This window comes from Burkholderia pyrrocinia (genome assembly GCF_022809715.1).
In the GTDB taxonomy this organism is placed as follows: Bacteria; Pseudomonadota; Gammaproteobacteria; order Burkholderiales; family Burkholderiaceae; genus Burkholderia; species Burkholderia pyrrocinia_C.
This window is the reverse complement of the sequence record NZ_CP094461.1, coordinates 698,473-722,522: the sequence shown is the minus strand read 5'-3', so window position 1 is coordinate 722,522 and position 24,050 is coordinate 698,473. Positions and strand designations below refer to the sequence as shown.

The 24,050-nt window shown below is 68.1% G+C and carries 22 protein-coding genes and 1 pseudogene; 13 read left to right on the top strand and 10 right to left on the bottom strand.

Annotated features, from left to right (window positions below; genetic code table 11):
- Positions 1 to 31: 31 nt before the first annotated feature.
- On the bottom strand, positions 32 to 1,336 hold the full coding sequence (locus MRS60_RS33315) for a HipA domain-containing protein (RefSeq protein ID WP_131949573.1): 1,305 nt from the start codon (positions 1,334 to 1,336) through the stop codon (positions 32 to 34).
- Positions 1,326 to 1,610: a helix-turn-helix domain-containing protein gene (locus tag MRS60_RS33310; RefSeq protein ID WP_034184404.1), complete on the bottom strand. Its 285-nt coding sequence runs from the start codon at positions 1,608 to 1,610 to the stop codon at positions 1,326 to 1,328. Before MRS60_RS33310 ends, MRS60_RS33315 begins: the two co-directional genes overlap by 11 nt.
- A gap of 422 nt (positions 1,611 to 2,032) precedes the next feature.
- Here MRS60_RS33310 and MRS60_RS33305 point away from each other — a divergent pair, with 422 nt between their 5' ends.
- From MRS60_RS33305 to MRS60_RS33275, 7 genes and pseudogenes are all read left to right on the top strand, one after another.
- A complete protein-coding gene (locus MRS60_RS33305) occupies positions 2,033 to 3,268 on the top strand; it encodes a DKNYY domain-containing protein (RefSeq protein WP_243566946.1) in 1,236 nt (411 codons plus the stop codon).
- 167 nt (positions 3,269 to 3,435) lie between these two features.
- Positions 3,436 to 4,365, top strand: a complete 930-nt coding sequence (locus tag MRS60_RS33300; RefSeq protein WP_175747863.1) for a TauD/TfdA dioxygenase family protein — start codon at positions 3,436 to 3,438, stop codon at positions 4,363 to 4,365.
- A gap of 46 nt (positions 4,366 to 4,411) precedes the next feature.
- On the top strand, positions 4,412 to 5,443 hold the full coding sequence (locus MRS60_RS33295; RefSeq protein WP_131949569.1) for an ABC transporter substrate-binding protein: 1,032 nt from the start codon (positions 4,412 to 4,414) through the stop codon (positions 5,441 to 5,443).
- Positions 5,444 to 5,510: 67 nt separating this feature from the next.
- Entirely contained in the window at positions 5,511 to 6,488 is a 978-nt protein-coding gene (locus MRS60_RS33290) for an ABC transporter ATP-binding protein (protein ID WP_243566945.1), read from the top strand.
- Complete coding sequence (locus MRS60_RS33285) at positions 6,485 to 7,372, top strand: ABC transporter permease (RefSeq protein ID WP_243566944.1); 888 nt, start codon at positions 6,485 to 6,487, stop codon at positions 7,370 to 7,372. The genes MRS60_RS33290 and MRS60_RS33285 overlap by 4 nt, the downstream gene beginning before the upstream one ends.
- Positions 7,373 to 7,544: 172 nt before the next feature.
- Complete coding sequence (locus MRS60_RS33280; RefSeq protein ID WP_034184400.1) at positions 7,545 to 8,762, top strand: acyl-CoA dehydrogenase family protein; 1,218 nt, start codon at positions 7,545 to 7,547, stop codon at positions 8,760 to 8,762.
- 7 nt (positions 8,763 to 8,769) lie between these two features.
- Positions 8,770 to 8,977, top strand: a pseudogene (locus MRS60_RS33275) (nitrilotriacetate monooxygenase); the annotation flags it as partial.
- 21 nt (positions 8,978 to 8,998) lie between these two features.
- Here MRS60_RS33275 and MRS60_RS33270 read toward each other — a convergent pair.
- The 4 genes from MRS60_RS33270 to MRS60_RS33255 form a co-directional block, all read right to left on the bottom strand.
- A complete protein-coding gene (locus tag MRS60_RS33270) occupies positions 8,999 to 10,186 on the bottom strand; it encodes an LLM class flavin-dependent oxidoreductase (protein WP_175747855.1) in 1,188 nt (395 codons plus the stop codon).
- Between the two features lie 115 nt (positions 10,187 to 10,301).
- Positions 10,302 to 10,826 (bottom strand): c-type cytochrome, encoded by a 525-nt coding sequence (locus tag MRS60_RS33265; protein WP_034184398.1) that lies wholly within the window; start codon positions 10,824 to 10,826, stop codon positions 10,302 to 10,304.
- Entirely contained in the window at positions 10,819 to 12,093 is a 1,275-nt protein-coding gene (gene soxC, locus MRS60_RS33260; protein WP_105392421.1) for a sulfite dehydrogenase, read from the bottom strand. Before soxC ends, MRS60_RS33265 begins: the two co-directional genes overlap by 8 nt.
- Positions 12,094 to 12,225: 132 nt before the next feature.
- Positions 12,226 to 13,410, bottom strand: a complete 1,185-nt coding sequence (locus MRS60_RS33255) for a porin (RefSeq protein ID WP_243566943.1) — start codon at positions 13,408 to 13,410, stop codon at positions 12,226 to 12,228.
- 487 nt (positions 13,411 to 13,897) lie between these two features.
- On the opposite strand from MRS60_RS33255, the gene MRS60_RS33250 reads away from it, so the two are divergent.
- Together MRS60_RS33250 and MRS60_RS33245 are read left to right on the top strand one after the other, a co-directional pair.
- A complete protein-coding gene (locus tag MRS60_RS33250; protein ID WP_105392424.1) occupies positions 13,898 to 14,242 on the top strand; it encodes a DUF3088 domain-containing protein in 345 nt (114 codons plus the stop codon).
- A 53-nt stretch (positions 14,243 to 14,295) separates the two neighbouring features.
- Complete coding sequence (locus MRS60_RS33245; RefSeq protein WP_034184394.1) at positions 14,296 to 15,303, top strand: ABC transporter substrate-binding protein; 1,008 nt, start codon at positions 14,296 to 14,298, stop codon at positions 15,301 to 15,303.
- 230 nt (positions 15,304 to 15,533) lie between these two features.
- Here MRS60_RS33245 and MRS60_RS33240 read toward each other — a convergent pair whose 3' ends face one another.
- The 3 genes from MRS60_RS33240 to MRS60_RS33230 form a co-directional block, all read right to left on the bottom strand.
- Entirely contained in the window at positions 15,534 to 16,676 is a 1,143-nt protein-coding gene (locus tag MRS60_RS33240) for an FAD binding domain-containing protein (RefSeq protein ID WP_243566942.1), read from the bottom strand.
- Between the two features lie 39 nt (positions 16,677 to 16,715).
- Entirely contained in the window at positions 16,716 to 17,591 is an 876-nt protein-coding gene (locus MRS60_RS33235; RefSeq protein WP_243566941.1) for an alpha/beta fold hydrolase, read from the bottom strand.
- 364 nt (positions 17,592 to 17,955) lie between these two features.
- Positions 17,956 to 18,675 carry a TetR/AcrR family transcriptional regulator gene (locus MRS60_RS33230; RefSeq protein WP_034184391.1) on the bottom strand — a complete coding sequence of 240 codons (720 nt, stop codon included), beginning with the start codon at positions 18,673 to 18,675 and terminating at the stop codon, positions 17,956 to 17,958.
- Positions 18,676 to 19,026: 351 nt separating this feature from the next.
- On the opposite strand from MRS60_RS33230, the gene MRS60_RS33225 reads away from it, so the two are divergent.
- Genes MRS60_RS33225 through MRS60_RS33215 form a run of 3 tightly spaced genes read left to right on the top strand, consistent with a single transcriptional unit; the run spans position 19,027 to position 22,229 of the window.
- On the top strand, positions 19,027 to 19,767 hold the full coding sequence (locus tag MRS60_RS33225) for a YoaK family protein (RefSeq protein ID WP_243566940.1): 741 nt from the start codon (positions 19,027 to 19,029) through the stop codon (positions 19,765 to 19,767).
- 48 nt (positions 19,768 to 19,815) lie between these two features.
- Positions 19,816 to 20,757 (top strand): hypothetical protein, encoded by a 942-nt coding sequence (locus MRS60_RS33220; RefSeq protein ID WP_034184659.1) that lies wholly within the window; start codon positions 19,816 to 19,818, stop codon positions 20,755 to 20,757.
- A gap of 14 nt (positions 20,758 to 20,771) precedes the next feature.
- Positions 20,772 to 22,229 carry an alginate export family protein gene (locus tag MRS60_RS33215; protein ID WP_243566939.1) on the top strand — a complete coding sequence of 486 codons (1,458 nt, stop codon included), beginning with the start codon at positions 20,772 to 20,774 and terminating at the stop codon, positions 22,227 to 22,229.
- A gap of 18 nt (positions 22,230 to 22,247) precedes the next feature.
- Here MRS60_RS33215 and MRS60_RS33210 read toward each other — a convergent pair whose 3' ends face one another.
- Positions 22,248 to 23,153, bottom strand: coding sequence for a LysR family transcriptional regulator (locus tag MRS60_RS33210; protein WP_217589213.1), 906 nt, complete (start codon positions 23,151 to 23,153; stop codon positions 22,248 to 22,250).
- A gap of 132 nt (positions 23,154 to 23,285) precedes the next feature.
- Here MRS60_RS33210 and MRS60_RS33205 point away from each other — a divergent pair, with 132 nt between their 5' ends.
- Positions 23,286 to 23,936, top strand: a complete 651-nt coding sequence (locus MRS60_RS33205) for a DsbA family oxidoreductase (protein ID WP_243566938.1) — start codon at positions 23,286 to 23,288, stop codon at positions 23,934 to 23,936.
- Positions 23,937 to 24,050 lie beyond the last annotated feature (114 nt).

Below are 24,050 nucleotides of genomic sequence, written 5' to 3'. Positions count from 1 at the left end.
CGCTGCGAAATCGATATCCGCGCTCATCCGCTCATCCGCGCGCCTGACGAAGCGCGCGACCCATCTCCGCGATCGGCATCGACGCAATTGAGTTAAGCAGGCGGATTTCCCCGGCATCGGGGCGGGCGATCTCGCGCACTTCGTCGAGCGTCTGCGCGACGCTGCGATCGAGCGGTTCGAGAAAGCGCCGAAGCTCGCTTTCGGCCGCCTTCTCCTTGAGCCCGAGCGCGTTGCCGAACGCGATCAGCGCGCCCATGTCGATATCGGAGAACCGCGTCGCCGTGCCGAGCGGCATCGTCAGTTCGCAGTGCGGCCAGTGGTCGCCGCGATGGTCGGGCCGGTGCGTGGGCGTGTGATAGACGACCGTGCTGACGATGTCGTAGAACGGCGCAAGCCGGTAGCCGCGCGCGTCGACGAAGAACGACAGGTTTTTCAGGTGCGCGTCGCCGTTGCCGACCACCACGTTGAAGATCGTCCAGCGGAACACCGACAGGCGCGCGAGGGCGCGCGTGCTGGTCTGCCCGATCGCGCGGGCGAGCTCCTCCGCGTTCGCACGCTGGTACTTGAAGCCGCGATCGTAGTTCAGCAGCTGCATCGCATCGATCGTGTGCAGGCGTCCGGCCGGCTGCGATGCGGTGTCGCGGTCGAAGCGGTCGATCACGTAGCACGCGGACGGTGCGCGAAGAAAATGCACGTCCGGAACGTCGAGGCCCATCCGCTTCGCAAGCTTCATGCAGAAGAACTCGTTGATCGCCGAATGCGGATAGCCGGCGGCGCGCATGTCCGGCTTCAGCAGATGCATCGACGGCTCGCTGCCGACCGGTTCGAACAGCGCGTAGTCCGGCGCGTCGCCGCGCAGGATCAGCAGCAGCTTCTGCTGCGCGCCGGCCGCGGACATGCGCTTGGGCGCGGTGGCCGTCAGCGCGTGCTCGGGCATCGCCTGGATGCGGCGCTCGAGTTCGTCGAGCCCAAGCGGCTGCATGCTGCCGGCCGCTTCCTGCTCGCCTTCGGCCAGCAGCGTGAGCGCGCCGGCCGATTCACGCCCGAAGTAGGCGAGCAGGCCCCACGCGTCGGCGGCATCGACCTTCGCCTCGCGCGCGAGCGACGTCCGCATGCCTTCTTCGGGCAGCAGGTTGTCGAAGAACCACTGGACCGGGCGATCGGTCGAGCTGTCGGTGAAGGTACCGGCGCGCAGCGCGAACGCGGGCGACAGCGGGTACGCGTGCGGCGACGCGAGCCACTGCGCGTCGTACGTGAACGACCAGATGCCCTTGTCGTCGGTCAGCGTGCCCATGCGCAGCCCGTTCGCGGACGCGATCAACGTTCTAGCCGCCATGGCTGCTCCTGCGGCGTCGAGCGGCCTTGAGCGCGTTTTCCGCCGAAATCTCGATCGACGACTGCGCGAACAGGCTTACGCCCAGTTCGCCGAGCAGCAGCAGCACCTTGCCGATTTGCGCGGTCGGCTTCCCGGCTTCCACCTGGCTGATGAATTTCGGCGAGAGCCCCGTGGCGTTCGCGAGTTCGTCCCGCGTGAACCCCTGCTGGAGCCGCACGGCGCGAATGAGGTTGGCGAGGGCGCCGATCGTGTTGACGGACCGAGTCTCCGGCATGACGTTCTCCGTGCTTCGTATCTGAGCGGGAACAGTATTGCACAACTTGCGGGTTCGGGCATTGATTCGTATCCGTTCGGAAACGAAAGTGCTCCACGGGTGACTGGATGATCGTTTCGTTCCCGAGCGGGAACCGGATGGCATCGAATCGCAGGCAACGGCATTTCCGTATCCGAGCGGATACGTGATTGGCGCGCAGGACGGAGCCGGCCGCGCGTGCAACCCGGGCACGGGACGGCGCGCATCGACGCTGACGCTACGTTGTGCTCGTCCGGACCGACATGAGCGTGCACGTCCGTCCGACGATCGTACGGCGTGCGTCAACGCCGCTGTGCAGCGGTCGGCAGCGCGCGTCGACATCGTTAGAATGACCGCGGCACAGCGGCCCATTCCGTGACCCGTCACCCGATCGACATGAACCCATGACCGTACAAGAACTCGAAAAACTGATGCGAAGCCTGTTCGACGACGACAGTCTCGAAGTCTTCGGCGAGACCGGCTACAGCCTCTCTTTCGTCGTGCCCGGCAAGGTCAAGGACGTCAAGGCGGCGCTGCTCGCGCGCACGGACCCGGCCGGATGGGACGGCGAGGCGGTGCACTGGTTCTACCGATGCGACGACGAGGACTGGGCACTGTATCTGCGCTCGATCCCGCATGCGGTGTCCTGCATCGCGACCGTGCAGTCGCTGCATGCGCTCCACATGCAGCGGCATCTGGACGCATCGGCGGTCACGCCGGAGCAGCAGGCGAGCTACGACGCCGAGGAGGCGCAGCGACAGCAGGAGGCCGAAGCCCGGCGCCGGCGCGACACGCGGACCGAGCCGCTTGCGCCGCTCGGCGGGCCGTTCCATACCGATGGCGAACGCGTATGGGCCCGCATCGGCAGCGAGCATCGGTATCGTGCGCTCAACAATTTCGATCTCGGCAGCTTTCGGCATCTGGTCGACAACTTTGCCGTCGATGCGTCGGGGCTGCGCTACTACGCGAGCGGCGCCGCGTTCGGCTACGACGACGAAGGCGAAGGGCTGATCGCCGACGGCGATGCCGCGACGCTGGAATCGCTGGGCGGCGACTGGTATCGCGATGCACGGCAGGCCTACTATTTCGGCCCTGATATCTACGATCGCGGCGAATGGCATCTGACCGTGGTCAACGCGGACGTCGCCAGCCTGACCCATATCGGCGGCGCGTACGCGCGGGATGCGAAGCACCTGTTCTGTGCCGGCGTGCGCAAGCGCGGCATCGCCGATCCGGCCCGCGTGGTCAGCCTCGGTTACCGGTATGCACGGCTCGGCGCGCAGATTCTTTACGACGGCAAGATCGTGACCAAGCCGGGGGGCATCGACGTCGAGACGGCGCGCGCCGTCTTTCACGACGTGCTGGTCGACGATGACGGCCACGTGCTGTGGGGGCAGAGCTATCGCAAGCCGTTGCCGGGGATCGACGCGAAAAGCCTGCGCTTTCTGACGCGGTTCTATGCGGTCGACGACCATCGCGTCTACTACCGGACCAACACGAACCTGGCCGTTTGCGACGGCGTCGATCGCGCGAGCGTGGAGGTCGTGTCGTCGATGAGCATCCGCGACAAACACGGGTTGATCGGCCTTGGGTATCCGGATGGCGTCGTGCGCGTGCCGGATTCATCGACGCAATCCTGAAGGTCCCGATCGGACGGTTTCGTGCGCGGCGCAACCGCCCGTTGCCGCCCGTATGCCCGAGCAGCGATCTTTATGACCGCAGCAGATAAACGTATCCGAATCGCTTCGTTGACGCAGTCCGGCACGCACTCGTAGATTCGCGTTTTGACCGAATCAGGGGCCGTGCCGTGACGACTACCGCCATCCGCGACGCTGCAACGCTTTCCGCCGGGCATCCGCCCGCATCTTGGCCGGGCGGTGCGGCGCAACGCTTCGACATCGTTCCGTTCGACGCGCCGCTCGGCGCCGAAGTGGTCGGCCTCGACCTGTCGCGGCCGCTCGACGCCGAAGGTTTCGCGCGCATCCATCGCGCGCATCTCGACCATCACGTGCTGGTGTTTCGCGACCAGCGCATCACGCCGGACGAGCACATCGCATTCAGCCGCCGCTTCGGCCCGCTGCAGATCCACGTGTTGCACCAGTTCGCGCTTGCCGGCCACCCGGAGGTGCTGATCGTGTCGAACATCGTCGAGCACGGCAAGCCGATCGGGCTCGGCGACGCAGGCCATTTCTGGCATTCCGACCTGTCGTACAAGGAGAAGCCGAGCCTCGGTTCGCTGCTGCACGCGCAGGAATTGCCGGCGGAGGGCGGCGATACGCTGTTCGCGAACATGCATCTCGCGTGGGACACGCTGCCGGCCCACCTGCGCCGCGCGGTCGACGGGCGGCGCGCCGAGCATACGTATCTCGCGCGTTATGCGGAACTGCAGGCGCGCAGCCCGTGGCGGCCGAACCTGTCGCCCGAGCAGATCGCGCAGGTCGATGCGGTCGTCCATCCGGTCGTGCGCACGCATCCGGAAACGGGCCGCAAAGCGCTGTTCGTCAGCGAGCATTTCACGACGCGCATCGTCGGCCTGCCCGACGACGAAAGCCGCGCGCTGCTCGACGAACTGTTCGCGCACAGCGTGCGCGCCGAACACCTGTACCGGCACCGCTGGCGCGAGCACGATCTCGTGTTCTGGGACAACCGTTCGCTGATGCATCTCGCCGCCGGCACGCCCGACCATCTGCGCCGCAAGCTGTACCGCACGACGATCGAAGGCGACGCGCCGTTCTGAGCCGCGTGCCGCGTCATTCTTCCGCCCCATCCTGACCGGAGTTCCGATGTCGTTTTCGTTTTTGCCGGCGCGCCGCGCGCTGGCGGCCACGCTCACTGCCGCGCTCGCGTTTGCGGGCACGCTCGCACCGCACGCCGCGCACGCGGAAGGCCGCATCCGCATCGCCGAGCAGTTCGGCGTCGTCTACCTGATGCTGAACGTCGCGCGCGACCAGCAACTGATCGAAAAGGAAGGGCGCAAGGCCGGCCTCGACATCAAGGTCGACTGGGTACGGCTGTCGGGCGGCGCGGCCGTGAACGACGCGCTGCTGTCCGGCGCGGTCGATATCGCGGGCGCGGGCGTCGGGCCGCTGCTGACCGTGTGGGACCGCACGCGCGGCCGGCAGAACGTGAAGGGTGTCGCGTCGCTCGGCAATTTCCCGTACTACCTCGTCAGCAGCAACCCGAACGTGAAGACGATCGCCGACCTCGGCGCGAAGGACCGCATCGCGGTGCCGGCGGTCGGCGTGTCGGTGCAGTCGCGCGTGCTGCAGTACGCGGCCGCGAAGCAGTGGGGCGACAAGCAGTTCGACAAGCTCGACGCGCTCACGCAGGCGATTCCGCACCCCGATGCGACGGCCGCGATCCTCGCGAACAGCAGCGTGATCACCGGCCACTTCGGCAATCCGCCGTTCCAGGAGCAGGAGCTTGCCGGCAACCCGAATGCGCATATCGTGCTGAATTCGTACGACGTGCTCGGCGGCCCGAGCTCGGCGACCGTGCTGTACGCCACCGAGAAATTCCGCGACGACAACCCGAAGACCTACCGCGCGTTCGTCGCCGCGCTGGCGGACGCCGCGCGGCAGATCGCGGCCGACCCCGAGCGCGCGGCCGATACCTATATCCGCGTGAACGCATCGAAGATCGATCGTGCGCTGCTGTTGAAGATCCTGCGCAATCCGCAGGTGCAGTTCAAGACCGCGCCGCAGAATACGCTGCCGCTCGCGCAATTCATGCATCGCACCGGCGCGATCCGCAACGAGCCGAAGTCGTGGCGCGACTACTTCTTCGACGATCCGGCGACCGCCGGCGGCAGTTGAGCGGTGCCGCCGCTTCGACGCCGCGATCGACGCTTATGCGTCGGCACGGTTTCGATATGCGCAATCGTTGGTTGGTCCGCGCGATGCCCGGCCGTATGTTGACGCTTTACCCGCAAGAGATCCGATCGTGAACGCCACTTCTCCCCGAACCTGGCTGCCGCCGTATGCGGCGCGCGGCGGCGCGTCGCCCGCCGCCCAGGCCGCGCCCGACGCGCGCGCGGCGATCCGGCCCGCGCAGGCCGGCGCGCACAGCGAACGCCTGCTCGCCATCGACCGCGTGAATCTCGAATACCGCAGCGGCGTGCGGATCGTTCGCGCGACGCACGACGTGAGCTTCGACGTGTACGGCAGCGATCGCTTCGTGCTGCTCGGCCCGTCGGGTTGCGGGAAGTCGACGCTGCTGAAGGCGATTGCCGGCTTCATCGAGCCCGTGTCGGGTTCGATCGCGCTCGATGGCCTGCCGGTGCGCGGGCCGGGGCCCGACCGCATCGTGGTGTTCCAGGAGTTCGACCAGTTGCCGCCGTGGAAGACGGTCGTCGAGAACGTCGCGTTTCCGTTGCGCGCCGCTGCGAAGCTGTCGCGTGCCGAAGCACGCGAACGCGCGCTGCACTATCTCGACAAGGTCGGGCTGAGCGCATTTGCCGATGCGTATCCGCACACGCTGTCGGGCGGCATGAAGCAGCGCGTCGCGATCGCGCGCGCACTGGCGATGCAGCCGCGCGTGCTGCTGATGGACGAACCGTTCGCCGCGCTCGACGCGCTCACGCGCCGCAAGATGCAGCAGGAACTGCTGCGGCTGTGGGACGAGTTTCGCTTCACGCTGCTGTTCGTCACGCATTCGATCGAGGAAGCGCTCGTCGTCGGCAACCGGATCCTGCTGCTGTCGCCGCATCCGGGCCGCGTGCGCGCGGAACTCAACAGTCACGAGCATTCGCTCGACAGCGTCGACACCGGCGACTTCCGCGACAACGTCGCGCGGATCCATCGCCTGCTGTTCGATACCGATGCAACGAACGCGCCGACGACGGAGGAAGCCGCATCATGAGCACGATCGATCCGGTCCTGCCGCCGCTGCCGCCCGTGCGCGCCGAATACGAACGCACGCTCGACACGCTGCCCGACGCCGAACGCGCGGCGCCGGCCCCGCTGTCGCGCCGCATCGCCGGCGCGGGCTGGTTCCGCCGCAGCGTCATCGCGCTCGTGCTGATCGCCGCATGGGAGATCGTCGCGCGGATCGTCGCGAACGATCTGCTCGTGCCGACCTTCGGCGCGACGCTGGCCGCGTTCGTGCAGGGCATCGAGTCGGGCGAACTGCTCGTGAAGACGGGCATCTCGATGTCGGTGCTGCTGCGCGGCTACGCGCTGGGCGTGTTCTTCGCGTTCGCGCTGACGTCGCTCGCGGTTTCGACGCGCATCGGCCGCGACCTGCTGACGATGCTCACGTCGATGTTCAATCCGCTGCCGTCGATCGCGTTGCTGCCGATCGCGCTCTTGTGGTTCGGGCTCGGCACCGGCAGCCTGCTGTTCGTGCTCGTGCACGCGGTGCTGTGGCCGCTCGCGCTCAGCATGTACACGGGCTTCGCCGGTGTGCCGGCCACGCTGAGGATGGCCGGGCGCAACTACGGCCTCACGGGCCTGCGCCAGATCGCGCTGATCCTCGTGCCGGCCGCGCTGCCGTCGATCCTGTCGGGCCTGCGCGTCGGCTGGGCGTTTGCGTGGCGCACGCTGATCGCGGCCGAGCTCGTGTTCGGCGCGAGCGCGGGGCAGGGCGGGCTCGGCTGGTACATCTTCCAGAACCGCAACGAGCTGTATACCGACCGCGTGTTCGCGGGTCTCGCGGCCGTCATCGTGATCGGCCTGCTCGTCGAGAACCTCGTGTTCGACACGCTCGAACGCGCGACCGTGCGGCGCTGGGGCATTCAGCACTGATGCGATGGTGCGCCGCCATTCCCGGCGCACGCATAACAAAAGCTGAAATAGGTTTTTCGCGCGCGGCGGGTGCGTCCCTATACTTTGCGGTGCCGCGCGTGCGCCGTGTCGCGAATGCCTCGACCACGCCACGCAGCGACGCTCCCGATCTTCTCGCATAAGGAACCGCCGAATGACTGCCCGTGATGCCGTCGACCCGCGCGACGCGTTGCGCGACGCGCTCGCCGCGCTGCCCGATCTCGCGAACGCGATCGGGCAGGATGCCGCGCAACGCGAGGCGCGTCGCGAGCTGCCGTTCGAAGGCTTCGCGATCTTCCGGCGCTCGGCGCTGGGCGTGCTGCGGATTCCGGTGGCGCGCGGCGGCCTCGGCGGCACGCTGGTCGATCTGTTCGACACGATCGCGACGCTGGCCGCGGCCGATTCGAATCTCGCGCACGCGCTGCGCATCCACTACGACATGACCGAGACGCTGAGGCTGTCGCCGCGCACGCCGTTCAACGACGTGCAGCTCGAACGTGCGCTGGCCGGCGCGATCTTCGGCGGTGCGTCGACCGAGCGCGGCACGTCGCGGCCCGGCGAGAACACGACCGTGCTGCGCCGGGACGGCGCTCATCATCGCGTGACGGGCCGCAAATACTATTCGACGGGCACCGCGTTTGCCGATTTTGCGCGCATCAACGTGGAGAACGAGCAGGGCGACGCGCTTGCCGTGATCATTCCGGTCGCGCGCGACGGCGTGCAGGTGCTCGACGACTGGGACGGGATGGGGCAGCGCATGACCGCGAGCGGCAGCCTGCTGCTCGACGACGTGCAGGTGTTCGCGGACGAAGTGGCCGCGCGCGACGGTTCGTCGCTCGTCGGCCGCCATTGCGGTGCGCTGCGGCAGCTTCATCTCGTTGCGACGGGTGCGGGCATCGTGCGCAACGTGGTCGCCGATGCGCGCCGCTATGTGCTCGCGCACGGCCGCCCGGCGCTGCACAGCCCGGCGCCGACCGCGCGCGACGATCATTTCATCCAGCAGATCGTCGGCGAACTGTCCGCGCACAGTCACGCGATCGACGGGCTCGTGCGCGAAAACGCGCGGGCGCTCGACCGCTCCGCCGACGCGATCGAGGCCGGCGACGCCGATGCGCATGCGCTCGTGCTCGACAGCGCGCTCGCGACCGCGCGCACGCAGTTGATCGTCAGCAAGCTCGCGTTGCATGCGGCCGAGCGGTTGTTCGAAGTCGGCGGCGCGTCGGCGACGGCGCGCGAACACAACCTCGACCGGCACTGGCGCAACCTGCGCACGATCTTCAGCCACAACCCGTTGCTGCACAAGGCGCGCGTGATCGGCGACTACGAGTTGAACGGCGTGACGACGCACCTGACCGAAGGGCGCGTGTTCTGATCCGGCCGCGCGCGGCCATGCGCAACTCGTCGGCACGGCGGAGCAGATCGTCGACCCGCTCGAGGAGCGGTTCGTGCGCTACGGCGCCGACGGCTACAACGTGATGGCGCCGACGCTGCCCGAGCTGGCGCCGCCGCGGGTTGTTTCGCAGCGACCATGCGGGCCGCAAGCTGCGCGACCACCTCGGGTTGCCGCGGCCCGTGCGCCGCGGCGCGCGACGCATCGGCCGCCTGACTTCAGTGCCGCAACCCGGCGTCGCGCAGCAGCGGCAGCACGCGCTCGCCGAAGAAGTCGAGGTCGGGCTTGAAGTCGTAGAAGCTCAACTGGATCCCGTCGATGCCCGCGCGGTGCAGTCGCACGATGGTGTCGGCGACTTGGTCGGGCGAGCCCGTGATCGAGATATTGCCGCCGATCGCGCGTGCGGCAGCCTGCGAGCGCTGTTCGAAGCCGCCGCGCCACGCATGCGCGTCGCTGTCGAAGCGATGGAAGCTGCCTTCGTCCGCATGCGCGACGATCGCGTCGTGGTACGCGCGCGCTTCGGCCGCCGTCTCGCGGCAGATCACGAGCGGATTGAGCAGCGTGCGGATCGTCCGGCCGCGTGCTGCGGCGGCCGCCTTCACGCGTGCGGTATGCGCGGGCAGCGCGTCGAGCGCGCGATCGACGTCGGGGCCGGCCGGGCTCGTGACGAATACGATGTCCGAATAGCGCGCCGCGAAATCGATGCCCGCGTCGGAGCCGGTCGCGTTGATCAGCAGCGGGCGGCCGTAGCGCGGCTTCGGTGTCACGAATGCGCCGCCCAGGCGCCAGCTCGACAGTGCGGGCGCGTAGCTGAAATTGTCTGGTTGCGCCCACAACTGCTGGACCGCGTCGACGAATTCGGCGGCCATCTCGTAGCGCCGGTCGTGCTCGATCCGGTTCCAGCCGAACATCTCGTGCTCGATCGCGCGATGGCCGGTCACGACGTTGATGCCCCAGCGCCCGCGCGAGATGTGATCGAGCGTCGCGGTGAATTTCGCGAAATGCAGCGGATGCCACGGCCCGTAGAGCACATGGCTCGTCGCGACGAGGATGATCCGCTCGGTGCGCGCGGTCAGCGCGGCCAGCGTCATGAACGAGTCGAGTGCCTGGCCGTCGAACACGCCGCCGTAGCCGCCTTTCGGCAGCCACTGCGACAGCGCGAACACGAGATCGAAGCCGAGCGCTTCGGCGCGCGCGACCAGGTCGGCGTTGTAGTCGAAGGTCCAGTCGGTCGAGCGCGGCAGCGTCGATGCGCTCCATCCGCCGGCCTGGATCGGCAGGAACAGCCCGAGCATCAGCGGTTGCGCGAGCACGCGCGACACCGGGCTGTCGGGGAAATCCGCCGGCGAGCGAACGTCGACGAACGGCGACGATGCGACGGGGGCGGCGAGGGTGGTTTCGCTCATGACGGGTTCCTTGCGAGGAGTGTGCACGCTGAAGCCGAACGAAGACGAGGCGCACGCGCTGCGGCGGTTCGCGCGGGAACGATTGCGGATTGCATGGCGAGCGGATCGCGCCGCGTCATAACCGGCCCGGCCTCGGATCGGGCACGAAACCGTCGCGGTTCGGCATCTTCACGCGCGGCAGCGTGCGTGCGTCGAGCCGCGCGTCATCGGGCACGATGCCGTTCAGGTGCAGCACGTATGCGGTGACCGCGTAGACGTCGTCCGCGCTCAGCGATTGCGGCGCGTTGTACGGCATCGCACGGCGGATGTAGTCGAACAGCGTCGTCGCGTAGGGCCAATAGCTGCCGACGGTTTTTTTCGGTTTTGCACCCGCGAGCGAGCCGATGCCGCCGACGAGCGGATCGCCGACGCCACCTTCGCCGCCGGCGCCGTGGCACATCGCACATTTGTCCGCGAACACATGGCCGCCGCGCGCGACCGTGCCCGCGCCGGGCGGCAGGCCGCTGCCGTCGGGTGCGACGTCGATGTCCCACGCGGCGAGCGCCGCGCGATCAACAGGCTGCCCGAGGCCGAAGCCTGCGCCGAACGCGCTTGATACGACCGTGGATGTGGCGACGAGAAAGGCGAGCAGCTTACGCATTGCGCACCTCGCCGTCCGTGCCGACGCGCCAGTTCTGGATGCCGTTGTAGTGGTACTGCGAATTGAGCCCGCGCGCGGCGACGAGCGCATCGCGGGTCGGCTGCACGTAGCCCGTGTCGTCGGTCGCGCGGCTTTGCAGGTCTGCCGGTTCGCCGTTCCAGACCCAGTCGGCCTCGAAGCGCGTCAATGCGCGATCGCGCACGTCGCCCGCGAGCCGCGCGGGTCGCCACGTGCGGCCGCCGTCGGTCGATACGTCGACCGCGCGAATCCGGCCGCGGCCCGACCACGCATAGCCGCCGATCGGGTGATAGCCGTGCGCAGCGAGACGATGGCCGGCCGACGGCCGCGTGATCACCGACTTCGCGTCCATCTCGAACACGAACTGGCGCGCGCAGCCATCGGGCAGCAGGTTCGTGTATTTCGACGTTTCCTCGCGCGTCATCTCCGGCGCGCGAACCAGCTTCAGCCGCCGCAGCCACTTGATGTTCGTGTTGCCTTCGAAGCCCGGCACGATCAGCCGCACCGGGTAGCCGTTCTCGGGGCGCAGCCGTTCGCCGTTCTGCGCATAGACGACGAGCGCGCGCTCGAGGATCCGGTCGAGCGGCAGGCTGCGCGTCATCGCGGCGCCATCGGCGCCTTCGGCGAGCAGCCAGCGCGCGGATGGATCGACGCCGGTTTCGTCGAGCAGCGTCGACAGCCGGACGCCCGTCCATTCGCAGCATGACAGCAGCCCGTGCGTGAACTGGACGGGCAGCCCGCTCGGGCCGTTCCATTCGCTGCCGGTGTTGCCCGAGCATTCGAGGAAGTGGATCCGCGATTCGGACGGGAAGCGCAGCAGGTCGTCGATCGTGAACACGCGCGGCTCGCGCACGAGGCCGTGCACGACGACGCGATGGCGCTGCGCATCGATGTCCGGCACCCCGGCGTGATGACGCTCGTACACGAGGCCGTTTGGCGTGAGGTCGCCGAACAGGTCCGCGAGCGGCGTCATCGACGAGCCGGAGCCGGGCAGCGCAGGCGTGCGGGCGCTGCGGCGGATCACGTCGCGTTCGTGCGGGCCCGGCACGCCGTACGGCGGCGACAGCAGCGGCGCGCCCGGCGAACGCGTCCACGGCGGCACGTCCAGCGGGGAGAGCGGAGCGAGCGGCTGGCTCGCGAGCGCGCCGCCGGCAGGCAGCAGCGCGGCGGCCCAACCGCCCGCGAGCTGGCGCAGCGCCGCGCGCCGGCCGGTGCGCGGCGGGCGGGAAGGAAAACGGGAATCGGTCATGGTCGAACGCGTATCGCGTGCGGCGGCCGCACGCGGGGAAACGGACATTCTCGGCAACCGGGCGCGACGCGGCAAACAACGATTCCCGCTTTGCTTATCGTGCTTGTTGCGCGGCGCCCGCTGCGCGTGCCGTCAGAACTTCACGCGCAGCCCGCTGACGATCGCGACCTGGCGGTTCGTCGACGACGCGCTGCCGATGTTCGAGATCGCCGCGACCTTGCGATAGCCGCCCGACGTTGCCGTGCTCGGATCGCCGGCCGCGAGCTGGTAGATGCCGGACAGGTAGAGATCGGTGCGCTTCGACAACGCATAGTCGAACCCGAGCGTGAACTGGTGCCAGCGCGGCTTCAACGTCTGGCCGCCGGTGCCCGGCAGGCTGCTCGCGCGTCCGTCGGTGAACGTATAGACGCCGATCAGCGTGGCCGCCGGCGTGATCTGATAACGCGCGTTCACGTCGTAGTTGTTGAACTTGCGCGACGAGCCGTCGACATAGTCGAGCTGCGTGTGGCTCCATGCGAAGCCGAGCGTCGCGCGGCCGAGCGCGTAGTTCGCGCCCACGGCGCCGATCTGCTGCTTGAGCACGCCGCCGTTCAGCCCGTAGAAGAACGCGCCGCTGTAGTCGTTGCCGGTGGTCGAGGTCGCGCCGCCCACCGCGCCGCTGGTATTCGACGTCGCGTTCGGATGATTGAGCCGCACGTAGCCGCCGCCGACCGACAGCGGGCCGTTCACGTAGTTCGCCGACACGCCCCACGCGTTGTTGTTCGAGAAACCGGTGCCCGCGCCGCCGTTCGCCTGGTTGCTGAACGCATAGAGCAGGTCGGCCGTGAAGCCGGCGACCGTGTCGCTGCGGAACTTCACCGCGTTGTTCAGCCGGAAGCTCTGGTTCAGGTTGTCGTTGTCGCCGACGTGCGTGGCCGGCGACCAGAAGCCGGACCCCGAGTACTGCGCGACGAGATCGGTGATCGGCTCGTACTGGCGGCCGAACGTCAGCGTGCCGAGCCCCTTCTTCGCGAGGCCCACGTACGCGGAGCGGCCGAACAGGCGGCCGCCCCGGCCGAGCCCGCCGTCGCTCGGCCGGAATCCGCTTTCGAGCGTGAAGACCGCCTGCAGGCCGCTGCCGAGATCCTCCGCGCCTTTCAGGCCCCAGCGGCTGCCGCTCAGCTTGCCGCTCGTCTGCTGGATGTTGCTCGCGCCGCCCTGGTTGTTCGTATAGGCGATACCGGCATCGACGACGCCGTACAACGTGACCGAACTCTGCGCATGCGCGCCGGCCGAACCGATCGAAACCAAACCCAGGACTACCGATTTTTTGATCATGACCATCCTCTGTTTTTATGACTACGTCTGCGAGGATCACGATGCTATTGACGACGGGCGCTGCGCTGAACGGTCGATCCGTGGTTTGTAAATCGCGGCGCGGCGGATTTGCAATGTGCGTTGCCGCACGCTCGACACGTGCGTCGCGATCGCGTCCGGCGCGCATGCTGCGGCGAACGCATCGCCCCGACGGCGAACGTCGAGCGCCGGAAACACGCGGCCGCGGTCATATCGATCGATGAAATCGTTCGATGTCCGCAATGCATGCGGTTCGGCTCGCGATGCTTTTATGCAACGGACTCTTGTGCGGCGAACGGCCGATGCGCTATGCGCGGCCGCATATCGATTTCGCAAAACGTTGGTAGGGCAGTGCGATGCGTGACGGTAGAGTCGGGCATCCGGTCGCGGGCCGGCATGCTCCGGGAACACGAGGGTGCCGATGCGCTCGTTCGTCCCGGTCGTACAACGAACACGGGAGCCGTTTGACATGAGTCGCGATGTACTGTTTTTGCTGGAACCGGGCTTTAGCGATCCGAAGCATCCGGGCCGACGCTTCGTCTGTCCGCATGGACTGTCGATCGAAGGGCTGCTGGCGAGCGCGCCCGACCATGCCGGCCGCATCGACGTGAAGCGCATCGGTTTCGAGCGGCCGCGGCATGCGGTGATCGACGCGCTCGACGACGCGCACCAGGGCCTGCCGGTGCTCGTGCTCGGCCGCGACCAGCCGGCGCCGGACGACGCGCAGACGCTCGGCGACGTGCGCTTCGTCACCGACGCGCGGCGCATCCTCGAACTGCTGGCCGAACGCCACGGATTTCCGGTGCTTCATTGATACGACGGTTTTCACTTCTTATCCGATTCTGATCCGACTGACAGGAGCATCCGATGTCGTCAATTTCGGCGGCACGCCGCCGCCTGCTGCTCGCCGGTGCCGCGGTCGTGTCGGCCCCGTTGGCCCCGTTTTCCGCAAGGGCCGCGTTCGCTGCGCCGGCCGTCAATGCCGATCTCGCCGGCACGACCTTGCGCGTCGCGACCTACAAGGGCGGCTGGCGCGCGCTGCTGCAGGCGGCCGGCCTCGGCGACACACCGTACCGGATCGAATGGCGCGAGCTGAACAACGGCGTGCTGCATATCGAGGCGCTCAATGCGGATGCGCTCGATATCGGTTCGGGTAGCGAAATTCCGGCGGTGTTCGCGGCGCGCCAGAAGGCCAATGTGCGGTTCATCTCCCGCGCACGCGAAGACCTGAACAACCAGGTCACGCTCGCGCGCAAGGACACGCCGATCCGCGGCATCGCGGAACTGAAGGGCAAGCGCGTCGGCTACGTGCGCGCGACGACGTCGCACTATTTCCTGTATCGCCAGCTGGCGGAGGCCGGCTTGAGCTTCGACGACATCCAGCCGATCAACCTGTCGCCGACGGATGGGTTGTCCGCTTACGATCGCGGCGACATCGACGCGTGGGCGATCTACGGCTACAACGGCCAGCTCGCGCGCAATCGCTACGGCGCGCGCGTGCTGAAGACGGGGAAGGGTTATCTGTCGGGCAATTTTCCGGTCTACGCGAACCCGCGCACGCTCGACGATGCGCGCCGTCGAGCAGCGACGGGCGATCTGCTGCTGCGGTTCCGACGTGCGTATGCGTGGGCGAACGGGCATTTCCGCGACTATGCGCTCGTGCAGAACCGCGAGACGCGCGTGCCGGTTGCCGATCTCGTCGCGATGTTCGAGCAGCGCAGCGACGACTATGCGCTGCTGCCGGTGACGCCCGACGTGGTGGCGCAGCATCAGCAGGTCGCGGATGTGTTCGCTCGTATCGGCGTGCTGGACGGACCGGCGAATGTCGCGCCGTTCTGGGATACGTCGTTTAATTCGTTGGTTGCGGCGGGTTGAGGCGGTGCAGCGGTAAGACGCCCGTGTGGCTTCACGGTTTCAAGCCCGACGTGGGCCTCGTCGGGCGACCCGGCGCGACCGGATCAGGAGAACGTCGTCGCGTTCGAGTGAAATCGGCGCCCGGTTCGAGCATCTGAAAAATAAGAGGTTCGTCACCGCGTTGCAGGTCGACGGCGGTATGTCGAAGACCATCGCATGATCGAACGACGCACCGCGCATCCGATGACCGGTCACGCGCGCCCCATGATCCGGGTGCCGAGCGAGATGCCGAGTTCGGACAGCGACGCATTGGCGGCAAGCTGACGGGCCTCCCAGCGCGACAGCGCGGCGTCGAACGCAGGGCCGCGCACGACGCCGCGCAGCGCGTCGGCGAGACCGACCGCATTCTCCGCCGCTTTCGCGACGCCGGCGGCCGTGTGCGGCCGGACGAGGCAGGCCGCGTCGCCGAGCAACACCGCGCGGCCGAACGCCATGCGGTCGACCGCGAGATCCAGGATCGCCTGGGCGAACGGTGCCTGCGTAGCATCGACGAGCGCGGCGAGCGTCGGCGCAAGCATCCGGCGGCCGGCATCCACGAGTTCGAGCCGGTTGTCGTCCCGCATCGCGCCGGGCGGCAGCGACCCGTCGCGCTGCGTGCCGTCCTGCGCGAGGAACAGCGACGGCAGGCGATCCGCTGCGAGCCGCCGGTACCAGACCCAGTTCACGCGTCGTTTGCCCGGTTCGATCGCGCCGCCGCGGCCGGGCACCAGATAGGTCAGGAACAGATGCGCGTCGCCTTGCTGAAACGTGAAGCGGTCGCGCAGCACCCGCAGTGCCGTTTCGGGAAGCAGATGCTCGTCGACGAGCCCGCGCCACGCGACATACCCCGCGTACGCGGGCCGCGTGTCGGGAAGCAGTTGCGCGCGGACGTTCGAGCGGCCGCCGTCGGCGCCGACCAGCAGGTCGGCCTGCTCGACGCGGCCGTCCGTGAAATGCGCGATCACGCGATCGCCTTCCTGCGCGAACCGCTCGAACGATACGCCGGCGTGCACGACGCCGGCGGGCAGCGCGCGCTTCAGGGCCGTGTAGATCACGTTCCACGCGGTCTGCGTTTGCGGCATGTACAGGCGTTGCACGATCCGGTCGTGTTCGTCGAGATAGATCCGGTCGACCGAATCGACGCCCGCATCGCGCGGCACGGGCACGCCGCCGAACGTGAATGCGCGTTCGATCGGCGCTTGCAGCACGATGCCGCCGCCGCGGCTGTCGAGGTCGTTCGGCGATTGCTCGAAGACCTTGACGCGCCATCCGGCTGCCCGCAGCGCGGTGGCCGTGAAAAGCCCGCCCACCGATCCGCCGATGACGACCGCCAGCGGGCCCGAAACGTCGCTCATGATTGCTTCCTCCCGATGATCCGTCGCACGCGCGGCGGTTCAGCCTTCCCAGTGCTTCAGGAAGTCGAGCAGCAGCGCGTTCACGCGCTCCGGCTGTTCCTCCTGCGGCAGGTGTCCGCACTGCGCGATCGGCTCGGCATGCAGGTTCGTCGCCATGCTTTCCCACACGGATTTCATGTCGAACATCTTGCCGACCGCATAAAAATCCTCGCCCCAGATGGCCATGGTCGGGCATGCGATCCGGACGTCCGCATCGACGAGATCCTGCTTCACGTCTTCCGCGTTCGCGCGATAGTCGGCCAGTGCGCCGCGCACGGCGCCCGGGCGTCGATACGCGCGCACGTACGTGTCGAACGCGTCGCCGGAGATCGCGTGCGGGTTGTAGCACCAGTCGGAAAAGAAATAACTCAGCCATTCGGCTTCCTTGCCGGCGATCAACGCCTCGGGAAGGTCCGGCACCTGGTGGAACAGGAAGAACCAGTACGCGCGCGCCGTTTGCGCGGTCATGTTCTGCGCGACGATGCGCGTCGGCACGTTGTCCATCACGACGAGCCGGTCGACGCGTTCGGGGAAGTCTTTCGAGAAACGCGTTGCGACGCGTGCGCCGCGGTCGTGCCCGACGAGCGCGATGCGGCCGATGCCGAGCGTGTCGAGCAGTTCGGCGAGGTCGCGCGCCATGTTGCGCTTGTCGTAGCCGGCGGCCGGCTTGTCGGTTTCGCCGTAGCCGCGCAGGTCGGGCGCGATCACGCGGTAGCGCTGCGCCAGCGCGGGGATCTGGAAGCGCCACGCGAAGCTGGTTTCCGGGAAGCCGTGCAGCAGCACGACGACGGGCCCGCTGCCGGCATCGATGTAATGCTGGCGGATGCCGTTCGCGGTGACGGTGTGATGGGTGATCGAAGGCGTGGCGATGGTCATGTGACGGTCCCTGTCCGGTTCGTCCCGCGCACGGCAGGCGCGGGCGCGAATACTTGTCGAGGATAGGCGAAGCGCGCGGCGTGCCGGATAAATTGTTCTGAATTCGTCTGGTGGTGCGCGCGGCCGGCATCGGCCGCTATATCACGATCACGTTGTCAGCGGATGGCCGGTGTTTCCTGATCCTCGCGTGATTCGCGCCGCAAGCGGCGGTCCGACGGTCGGCGCGACCGACCAAGGAGCCCGGGCGCGAAAATGCCGGATGCCGATTCGACCGTCATCGACCGTCATCGACCGTCATCGACCGTCATCGACCGTCGCGCCGCAGTTGCACGCGACCCGCGCGCGATCGCCGGCCGCCGCCGCGTCACGCGCGCCGGCGGCGCCGGCCGGTCGCGCCCGACGCGAGCTGCTTCAGCGTAGCGGGCGTGCCGTGCAGGAATGCGTCGATCAGCCGTTCGATTTCGGTATCGAGATCGTCGGGCACCGGCAGGCCGTAGACCCATTTGCGGACGCCGAAATAGAAGATGCTCGCGTGCAGGCTCCAGACCAGTTCGATTTCCGCATTGCGCTGGGCCTCCGTCGCCGGCGTGGCGATGTCGTATTCGTACCGCAGCTCGCGCAGCACCGGCAGGAATACGCGTTCGCGCAGCCGCGACAGGTAGCGCGTGTTGAACCCCTCGCGGCTGAGCCCTGCGAAGATGAAGGTGCGGATCCATTCGCGCCGCAGGATGGTTTGCGCGTACGCGCGGTAGAACGCGACGAGCCGCTCCTGCAGCGGGACCGCGCGATCGGCGATCAGCTTTTCCCAGTCGGGATCCCACGTATAGATCTCGTCGTAGACACGATCGATCAGCGCTTCCTTGCTCGGAAAGTACCGGTACAGCAGCGGCTGGGTGACGCCGATCTGCCGCGCGAGCTCGCGCGTGCTGCCGGAAAAGCCGTGCGTCGCGAAGTGCTCGATCGCCTTCTCGACGATCTGACGCTCGCGCGCTTCCGGCGCGAGCCGGCGGCCCGGCGTGACGGCGTTGCCGTCGGTGTCGGTCCCGGGCTCGCGGGCCGGCGTGCTGCGTTTTCTTTCGGTCATTCGTCGGCTCCTGATGGCGCGCATGCCTAAACTATCGATCGAAAAATAACACGATCGGGGCCGCGAATACGGTTTGCAGCGCGGCTTTTGTTGCGGCGCTGAATTCCTTGCGGTATCGCCCTGCGTCGAACCGGACCGGCGCCTCCGTCCTGCGCGCGAGCCGGCGGATTCAGAAAATTTCAGGCCGCCGCCAAGACATTCAGGCCGGCCTTCACTACTCTAGCTTCCGAACCGCCGCATGGGCCGGATGCCAGTCGGCAAGCCGGACCCGTCGGCGAAACCGGAGCGGAACATGCTTTATCTGATCTCGTCGGGCGCCGGCGCAGTCGACACATTCCAGGAAACCGGCTCATGCCTTCGCAGCAAGTAACCGCGGGCGCCGCCGCCGCCGCGCCCGATCACGTGCGCGGCGAGGACGTGTTTCTCGCGTCGATCGCCGGTTATGTCGACACGCTCGGCTTCGTCGCGCTGTTCGGCCTGTTCACTGCGCACGTCACCGGCAACTTCATCCTGATCGGTTCGGGGCTGGCGGGCGTCGGGCAAGGGCTCGTGATCAAGTGGCTCGCGTTTCCGGCCTTCATCGCCGGCATCGTCGGCGCGCGCGTGCTCGACCATCGGATGCGCGTGCTGGGCCATGGCGTGCGCGCACGTTCGCTGTATGCGCTGCAGGCCGTGCTGCTGGCCGGGTTCATGCTGGCCGGCGTGATGGCATCGCCGATCGCCGACGCCGACGCGCCGAGGACGATCCTGTGCGGCCTGCTCGGCGCCGCGGCGATGGGTGTCCAGAACGCGCACGGCCGGCTGACGGCCCGCTCGGTCGTCGCCAACACGGTGATGACGGGCAATGTCACGCAGGCAGTGATCGATGCGTTCGACTGGCTCGTGCCGCTCGCAGCGCCTGTCGAACGGGACGCCGCGCGGGTGCGGCTGCGGCGCACGCTGCCGCCGGTCGCGGGCTTTGCGCTCGGGGCGGGCGCGGGGGCGGCGGCCTATGTGTTCGCCGCCTTCTGGGCACTGGCGCTGCCGCTCGCCGCGCTGTGCTTCCTCGCCTATCAATCCGGTCGGCCCGACACGCGGCCGACGTCACGCTGAATGCGCGCGCAGCATACGGCTGCGCTTGCCACTTTCAAGGAGAATTCGATGTTTGCACTGAAGTTGCGACAAGTATTGCGGATGACGGCCGCGTCGACGGCCGTGCTCGGCGCTTTGCTGGCGACCGCACCGGCTCATGCCGACGAGACGCGCCTGCTGGAGACCTCGTCCGCGAAGGTGCCGGCCGTCGCGGTCGGCCCGCAATACGACACGACGCACGTGTGCGTCGCACCGGAGGATTTCGACCGCTTCACCGACAGCTTCGTCGCGACGTTCGGCGGCAAGAAGTCGAAGCAGGGCGTGTTCCAGGTCACGCCGACGCCGAGCCAGACGATGTCGCAGCTGGTGCTGACGCCGGTCGGCACGGTCTCGGTGTTCGGCTTCAAGACGCCGATTCCGTATCCGTTCTGCGAGGAGCGCACCGGCTATCTCGTCACCGACATGGACGTCGCGGTGAAGTCGGCGCGCGCGCACGGCGCGGACGTGATCGTCGACACGTTCCCCGATCCGATCGGTCGCGACGCGATCGTCCGCTGGCCGGGCGGCGTGAACATGCAACTCTACTGGCACACCCAGGCGCCGAAGTATGACCCGCTGCAGACGGTGCCGGAAAACCGCGTGTACGTGTCGCCGGAAAGCGCGAGCAAGCTGGTGCACGACTTCGTCGCGTTCTCGCGCGGCAAGGTCGTGTCCGACGTGCGCAAGGCGCCGGGCATCGAGATCGGCCGGCCGAACGACACGTATCGCCGCATCCGCATCGAGTCGGGCTTCGGCAAGATGACCGTGCTGGCTACTGACGGCCATCTGCCTTACCCGTTCGGCCGCGAGATGACCGGCTATGAAGTGCAGGATCTGGCCGCGACGCTGAAGCAGGCGCAGGCCGCGGGCGTGACCGTGCTGGTGCCGACCTTCACGTCGGACGGGCGCGATGCGGCGCTCGTGCAGTTCCCGGGCGGCTACGTCGCCGAGATCCACGCGCGGTCGAAATGATGGGCCGCCGGCCGATGAGACGGGCGTGGCGGCGCGTGCTGCCGGCCGCCGTGCTGGCAGGCGGCGTCGCGACGTGCGCCGGGACGGCGGCCGGCGCCGAGGAAGCCGCGGCGGCCGATGCCGCGGCGCCGGCCTCGACCGCCGGCGCGACGTGTACGGCCAAGCGGCCGACCGTGCTGTTCAACCGTTGGCAGGAAGACTGGTCGGCACTCGCGGATCCGTGCGTGCCGCGCAAGCCGCTCGATGCGCTGAAGTACATCCCGCTGGGCGCCGACCCGTCGACCTACCTGTCGCTCGGCGCGAACCTGCGCGAGCGCTTCGAGCTGAACAACGCGCCGCTGTTCGGGCTTGGCGCCGCGCATGACGACAATTACGTGATCCAGCGTGCGACGGTGCATGCGGATCTGCGTTATGCCGGGCATTTCCAGGCGTTCGTCCAGTTCGTCGATGCGCGGCCGTTCGGCAAGGATACGGTCGGGCCCGTCGACAAGGATCAGCTCGATATCGAGCAGGCGTTCGTCGCGTATGTCGATCAAATTGGCGGCGGCACGCTCAAGGCCCGCATCGGCCGGCAGGAGATGGCGTTCGACTTGCAGCGGTTCGTGTCGGTGCGCGACGGGCCGAACGTGCGCCAGGCGTTCGACGCGCTGTGGGCGAACTACGAAATCGGCAAATGGCGGCTGATCGGCTATGTGACGCGCCCGGTGCAATATCGCAACGACGCGGTGTTCGACGACGTGTCGAACCGGCACCTGCGATTCGACGGCGTGCGCGTCGAGCGCAGCGGCACGGGCCCCGGCGACCTGTCGGCCTACTGGTCGCGCTATACGCGCGACAACGCGCGTTATCTCGCCGGGGCCGGCACCGAGCGGCGCGACGTGTTCGACATGCGCTACGCGGGCAAATCCGGCCGGCTCGACTGGGACGTCGAGGCGATGCTCCAGACGGGGCACATCGGGCAGGACACGATCGGTGCGTGGGCGTTCGGCGCGCTGGGCGGCTATACGTTCACGAAGACGGCGGGCACGCCGCGCATCGGCATTCAGGTCGACGGCGCGTCGGGCGACAAGCATCCCGGCGACGGGCGCATGGGCACCTTCAACCCGCTGTTCCCGAACGGCTATTACTTCACGCTGGCCGGCTACACCGGCTACAGCAACCTGATTCACGTGAAGCCTTCGCTGACGTTCAAGCCGGCCAGCAACGTGACGGTGCTGACCGCGGTCGGTTTCCAGTGGCGCGAGTCGACGGCCGACGCGATCTACGGGCAAGGGATGTCGGCGGTGCCGGGCACGGCCGGCAAGGGCGGTTCGTGGACGGGCATGTATGCGCAGGCCCGCGTGGACTGGCTCGTCAATGCGAACGTGGCGCTGGCCGTCGAGGCCGTGCACTTCCAGATCGCCAACTCGATTCGCGCGCTCGGTGCGCGCAATGCCGACTATGTCGGCATGGAAGCGAAGTTCGGCTGGTAATGCGGCGCGCCGCGCCGCTCAGTGCTGCGCGCGCGCCAGCGCTTCGACAAAATCGATGAACGCCGTCACGCGCTTCGAGCCGCGCTGATTCGGCAGGTAGAGCGCGGTGACGACCGAGCGCGCCGCATCGGGCGTGACGTCGTACTGTTCGAAGAGCCTGCGCAGGCGGCCCGATTGCACGTCGGCATCGACCAGCCAGTCAGGCAGCAGCGCGATGCCGGCGCCGTCGAGCACGGCATCGCGCAACACCTCGCTGTGATTCGACTTCAGGCGCCCGGCGACGAGCACTTTCGTCGTGCCGTGCGCATCGGCAAACGTCCACGCCTGCTGGTCGCCGCCGAAGTGAAAGCGCAGACACCCGTGATCGACCAGCTCGCCCGGCGCCGATGGCGTGCCGTGCGCATCGAGGTAGTCGTGGCTCGCGACCACATAGCGCTGGAACGTGCCGAGCGGCCGCGCGACGACTTCCGCGGACGGCGCTGCTTCACCGAGCCGGATCGCGACGTCGATCCGGCCGGCGACGAGATCGACGCGTTCGTCGGTGAGCTGCAGGTCGAGGTCGAGCTTCGGATAGCGTGCGAGGAAGGCCGCGACGTGCGGCGCGATGCGGCGCACGCCGTACGCGACCGGCACCGACACGCGCAGCGGTCCGGACGGCTCGTCGCCGCGATCGGAAACCAGTGCGTCGGCTTCCGCGAGTTCCTCGAGCAGCCGCTTCGCGCGGGCGTAGTACACGGAGCCGGCATCGGACAGCGTGACCTGTCGCGTCGTGCGGTTCAGCAGCACGGTGCCGAGCGACGCCTCGAGCGCATCCACCGCGCGCACCACCGACGACGCCGCGAGCTCGAGGCGCCGTCCCGCGCTCGAGAAGCCGCCGGCTTCCGCTACTTCCACGAACGCGCGCAGCGCGGAGAATTTGTCCATGTCGTCGCCTTTGTGACTTCGTGTCTTCGTGCCTTTGTGCGCGCCGCAACGATGCATTGCGTGCCGTTCGCATTCTATCGTCGGCCCGCACGCGCTATCTTCCGGACTGCAATGTACAGGAAGGAGCCTGCGATGAAACCCCTCGAAGTAACGGTGACCTACGACCTCATCTGCCCGTGGTGCTGGATCGCGGAGCACCGGCTCGCGGAGGCGATCGACGAAGCCGGCCTGGCCGGCCACGTGAGCGTCCGGTTCGTGCCGTTCGAACTGAACCCGTCGATGCCGGCCGGCGGCATCGACCGCAAGGCGTACCGGAGCGCGAAGTTCGGCAGCTGGGCGCGTTCGCAGGCACTCGACGCGCATGTGGCCGAAGCCGGCCGGGCGGCCGGCCTCGTGTTCGATCATGCGCGGATCGCACGCACGCCGAACACGCGGCTTGCACACCGGCTCGTCTGGTTCGCCCAGCAACGCGGCAGCGCGGTCGCGCTCGTCGACGCGCTGTTTGCCGCGTATTTCCGCGACGGCCGCGATATCGGCGATGCGGACGTGCTGGTCGAGATTGCGGCCGGCGCCGGTTTGCCGGGCGACGCGGTGCGTGCGTTCCTGGCGTCCGGCGAAGGGCTCGACGCGGTGGTCGCGCTCGAAGCGCAGGCGGCAAGCGAAGGCGTTGCTTCGGTGCCGTCGACGCGCATCGGCCAGTCGGTCGTCAGCGGCGCGCAGCCGGCTGCCGTCTTTCGCGATGCATTGATTGCCGCGCAGCACGCGCGTGACCGGGCCGCCTGAATCCGGGCCGGCGCCGCCGGGGCCCGGCCTTCAGAACGATTCATGTCCCGCTCAGGATTATTGCGAATCCGGCCGGTAAGCTCGGTGTCGCGTGCATCTCGCCGGCCGGGCCGG

What these genes read in the sequence shown, in the direction of transcription:
- MRS60_RS33315 (WP_131949573.1), bottom strand. Translation starts at nt 1,336, where the DNA reads ATGGCGGCTAGAACGTTGATCGCGTCCGCGAACGGGCTGCGCATGGGC.
- MRS60_RS33310 (WP_034184404.1), bottom strand. Translation starts at nt 1,610, where the DNA reads ATGCCGGAGACTCGGTCCGTCAACACGATCGGCGCCCTCGCCAACCTC.
- MRS60_RS33305 (WP_243566946.1), top strand. Translation starts at nt 2,033, where the DNA reads ATGACCGTACAAGAACTCGAAAAACTGATGCGAAGCCTGTTCGACGAC.
- MRS60_RS33295 (WP_131949569.1), top strand. Translation starts at nt 4,412, where the DNA reads ATGTCGTTTTCGTTTTTGCCGGCGCGCCGCGCGCTGGCGGCCACGCTC.
- MRS60_RS33285 (WP_243566944.1), top strand. Translation starts at nt 6,485, where the DNA reads ATGAGCACGATCGATCCGGTCCTGCCGCCGCTGCCGCCCGTGCGCGCC.
- MRS60_RS33280 (WP_034184400.1), top strand. Translation starts at nt 7,545, where the DNA reads ATGACTGCCCGTGATGCCGTCGACCCGCGCGACGCGTTGCGCGACGCG.
- MRS60_RS33270 (WP_175747855.1), bottom strand. Translation starts at nt 10,186, where the DNA reads ATGAGCGAAACCACCCTCGCCGCCCCCGTCGCATCGTCGCCGTTCGTC.
- MRS60_RS33265 (WP_034184398.1), bottom strand. Translation starts at nt 10,826, where the DNA reads ATGCGTAAGCTGCTCGCCTTTCTCGTCGCCACATCCACGGTCGTATCA.
- soxC (WP_105392421.1), bottom strand. Translation starts at nt 12,093, where the DNA reads ATGACCGATTCCCGTTTTCCTTCCCGCCCGCCGCGCACCGGCCGGCGC.
- MRS60_RS33255 (WP_243566943.1), bottom strand. Translation starts at nt 13,410, where the DNA reads ATGATCAAAAAATCGGTAGTCCTGGGTTTGGTTTCGATCGGTTCGGCC.
- MRS60_RS33250 (WP_105392424.1), top strand. Translation starts at nt 13,898, where the DNA reads ATGAGTCGCGATGTACTGTTTTTGCTGGAACCGGGCTTTAGCGATCCG.
- MRS60_RS33245 (WP_034184394.1), top strand. Translation starts at nt 14,296, where the DNA reads ATGTCGTCAATTTCGGCGGCACGCCGCCGCCTGCTGCTCGCCGGTGCC.
- MRS60_RS33240 (WP_243566942.1), bottom strand. Translation starts at nt 16,676, where the DNA reads ATGAGCGACGTTTCGGGCCCGCTGGCGGTCGTCATCGGCGGATCGGTG.
- MRS60_RS33235 (WP_243566941.1), bottom strand. Translation starts at nt 17,591, where the DNA reads ATGACCATCGCCACGCCTTCGATCACCCATCACACCGTCACCGCGAAC.
- MRS60_RS33230 (WP_034184391.1), bottom strand. Translation starts at nt 18,675, where the DNA reads ATGACCGAAAGAAAACGCAGCACGCCGGCCCGCGAGCCCGGGACCGAC.
- MRS60_RS33225 (WP_243566940.1), top strand. Translation starts at nt 19,027, where the DNA reads ATGCCTTCGCAGCAAGTAACCGCGGGCGCCGCCGCCGCCGCGCCCGAT.
- MRS60_RS33220 (WP_034184659.1), top strand. Translation starts at nt 19,816, where the DNA reads ATGTTTGCACTGAAGTTGCGACAAGTATTGCGGATGACGGCCGCGTCG.
- MRS60_RS33215 (WP_243566939.1), top strand. Translation starts at nt 20,772, where the DNA reads ATGAGACGGGCGTGGCGGCGCGTGCTGCCGGCCGCCGTGCTGGCAGGC.
- MRS60_RS33210 (WP_217589213.1), bottom strand. Translation starts at nt 23,153, where the DNA reads ATGGACAAATTCTCCGCGCTGCGCGCGTTCGTGGAAGTAGCGGAAGCC.
- MRS60_RS33205 (WP_243566938.1), top strand. Translation starts at nt 23,286, where the DNA reads ATGAAACCCCTCGAAGTAACGGTGACCTACGACCTCATCTGCCCGTGG.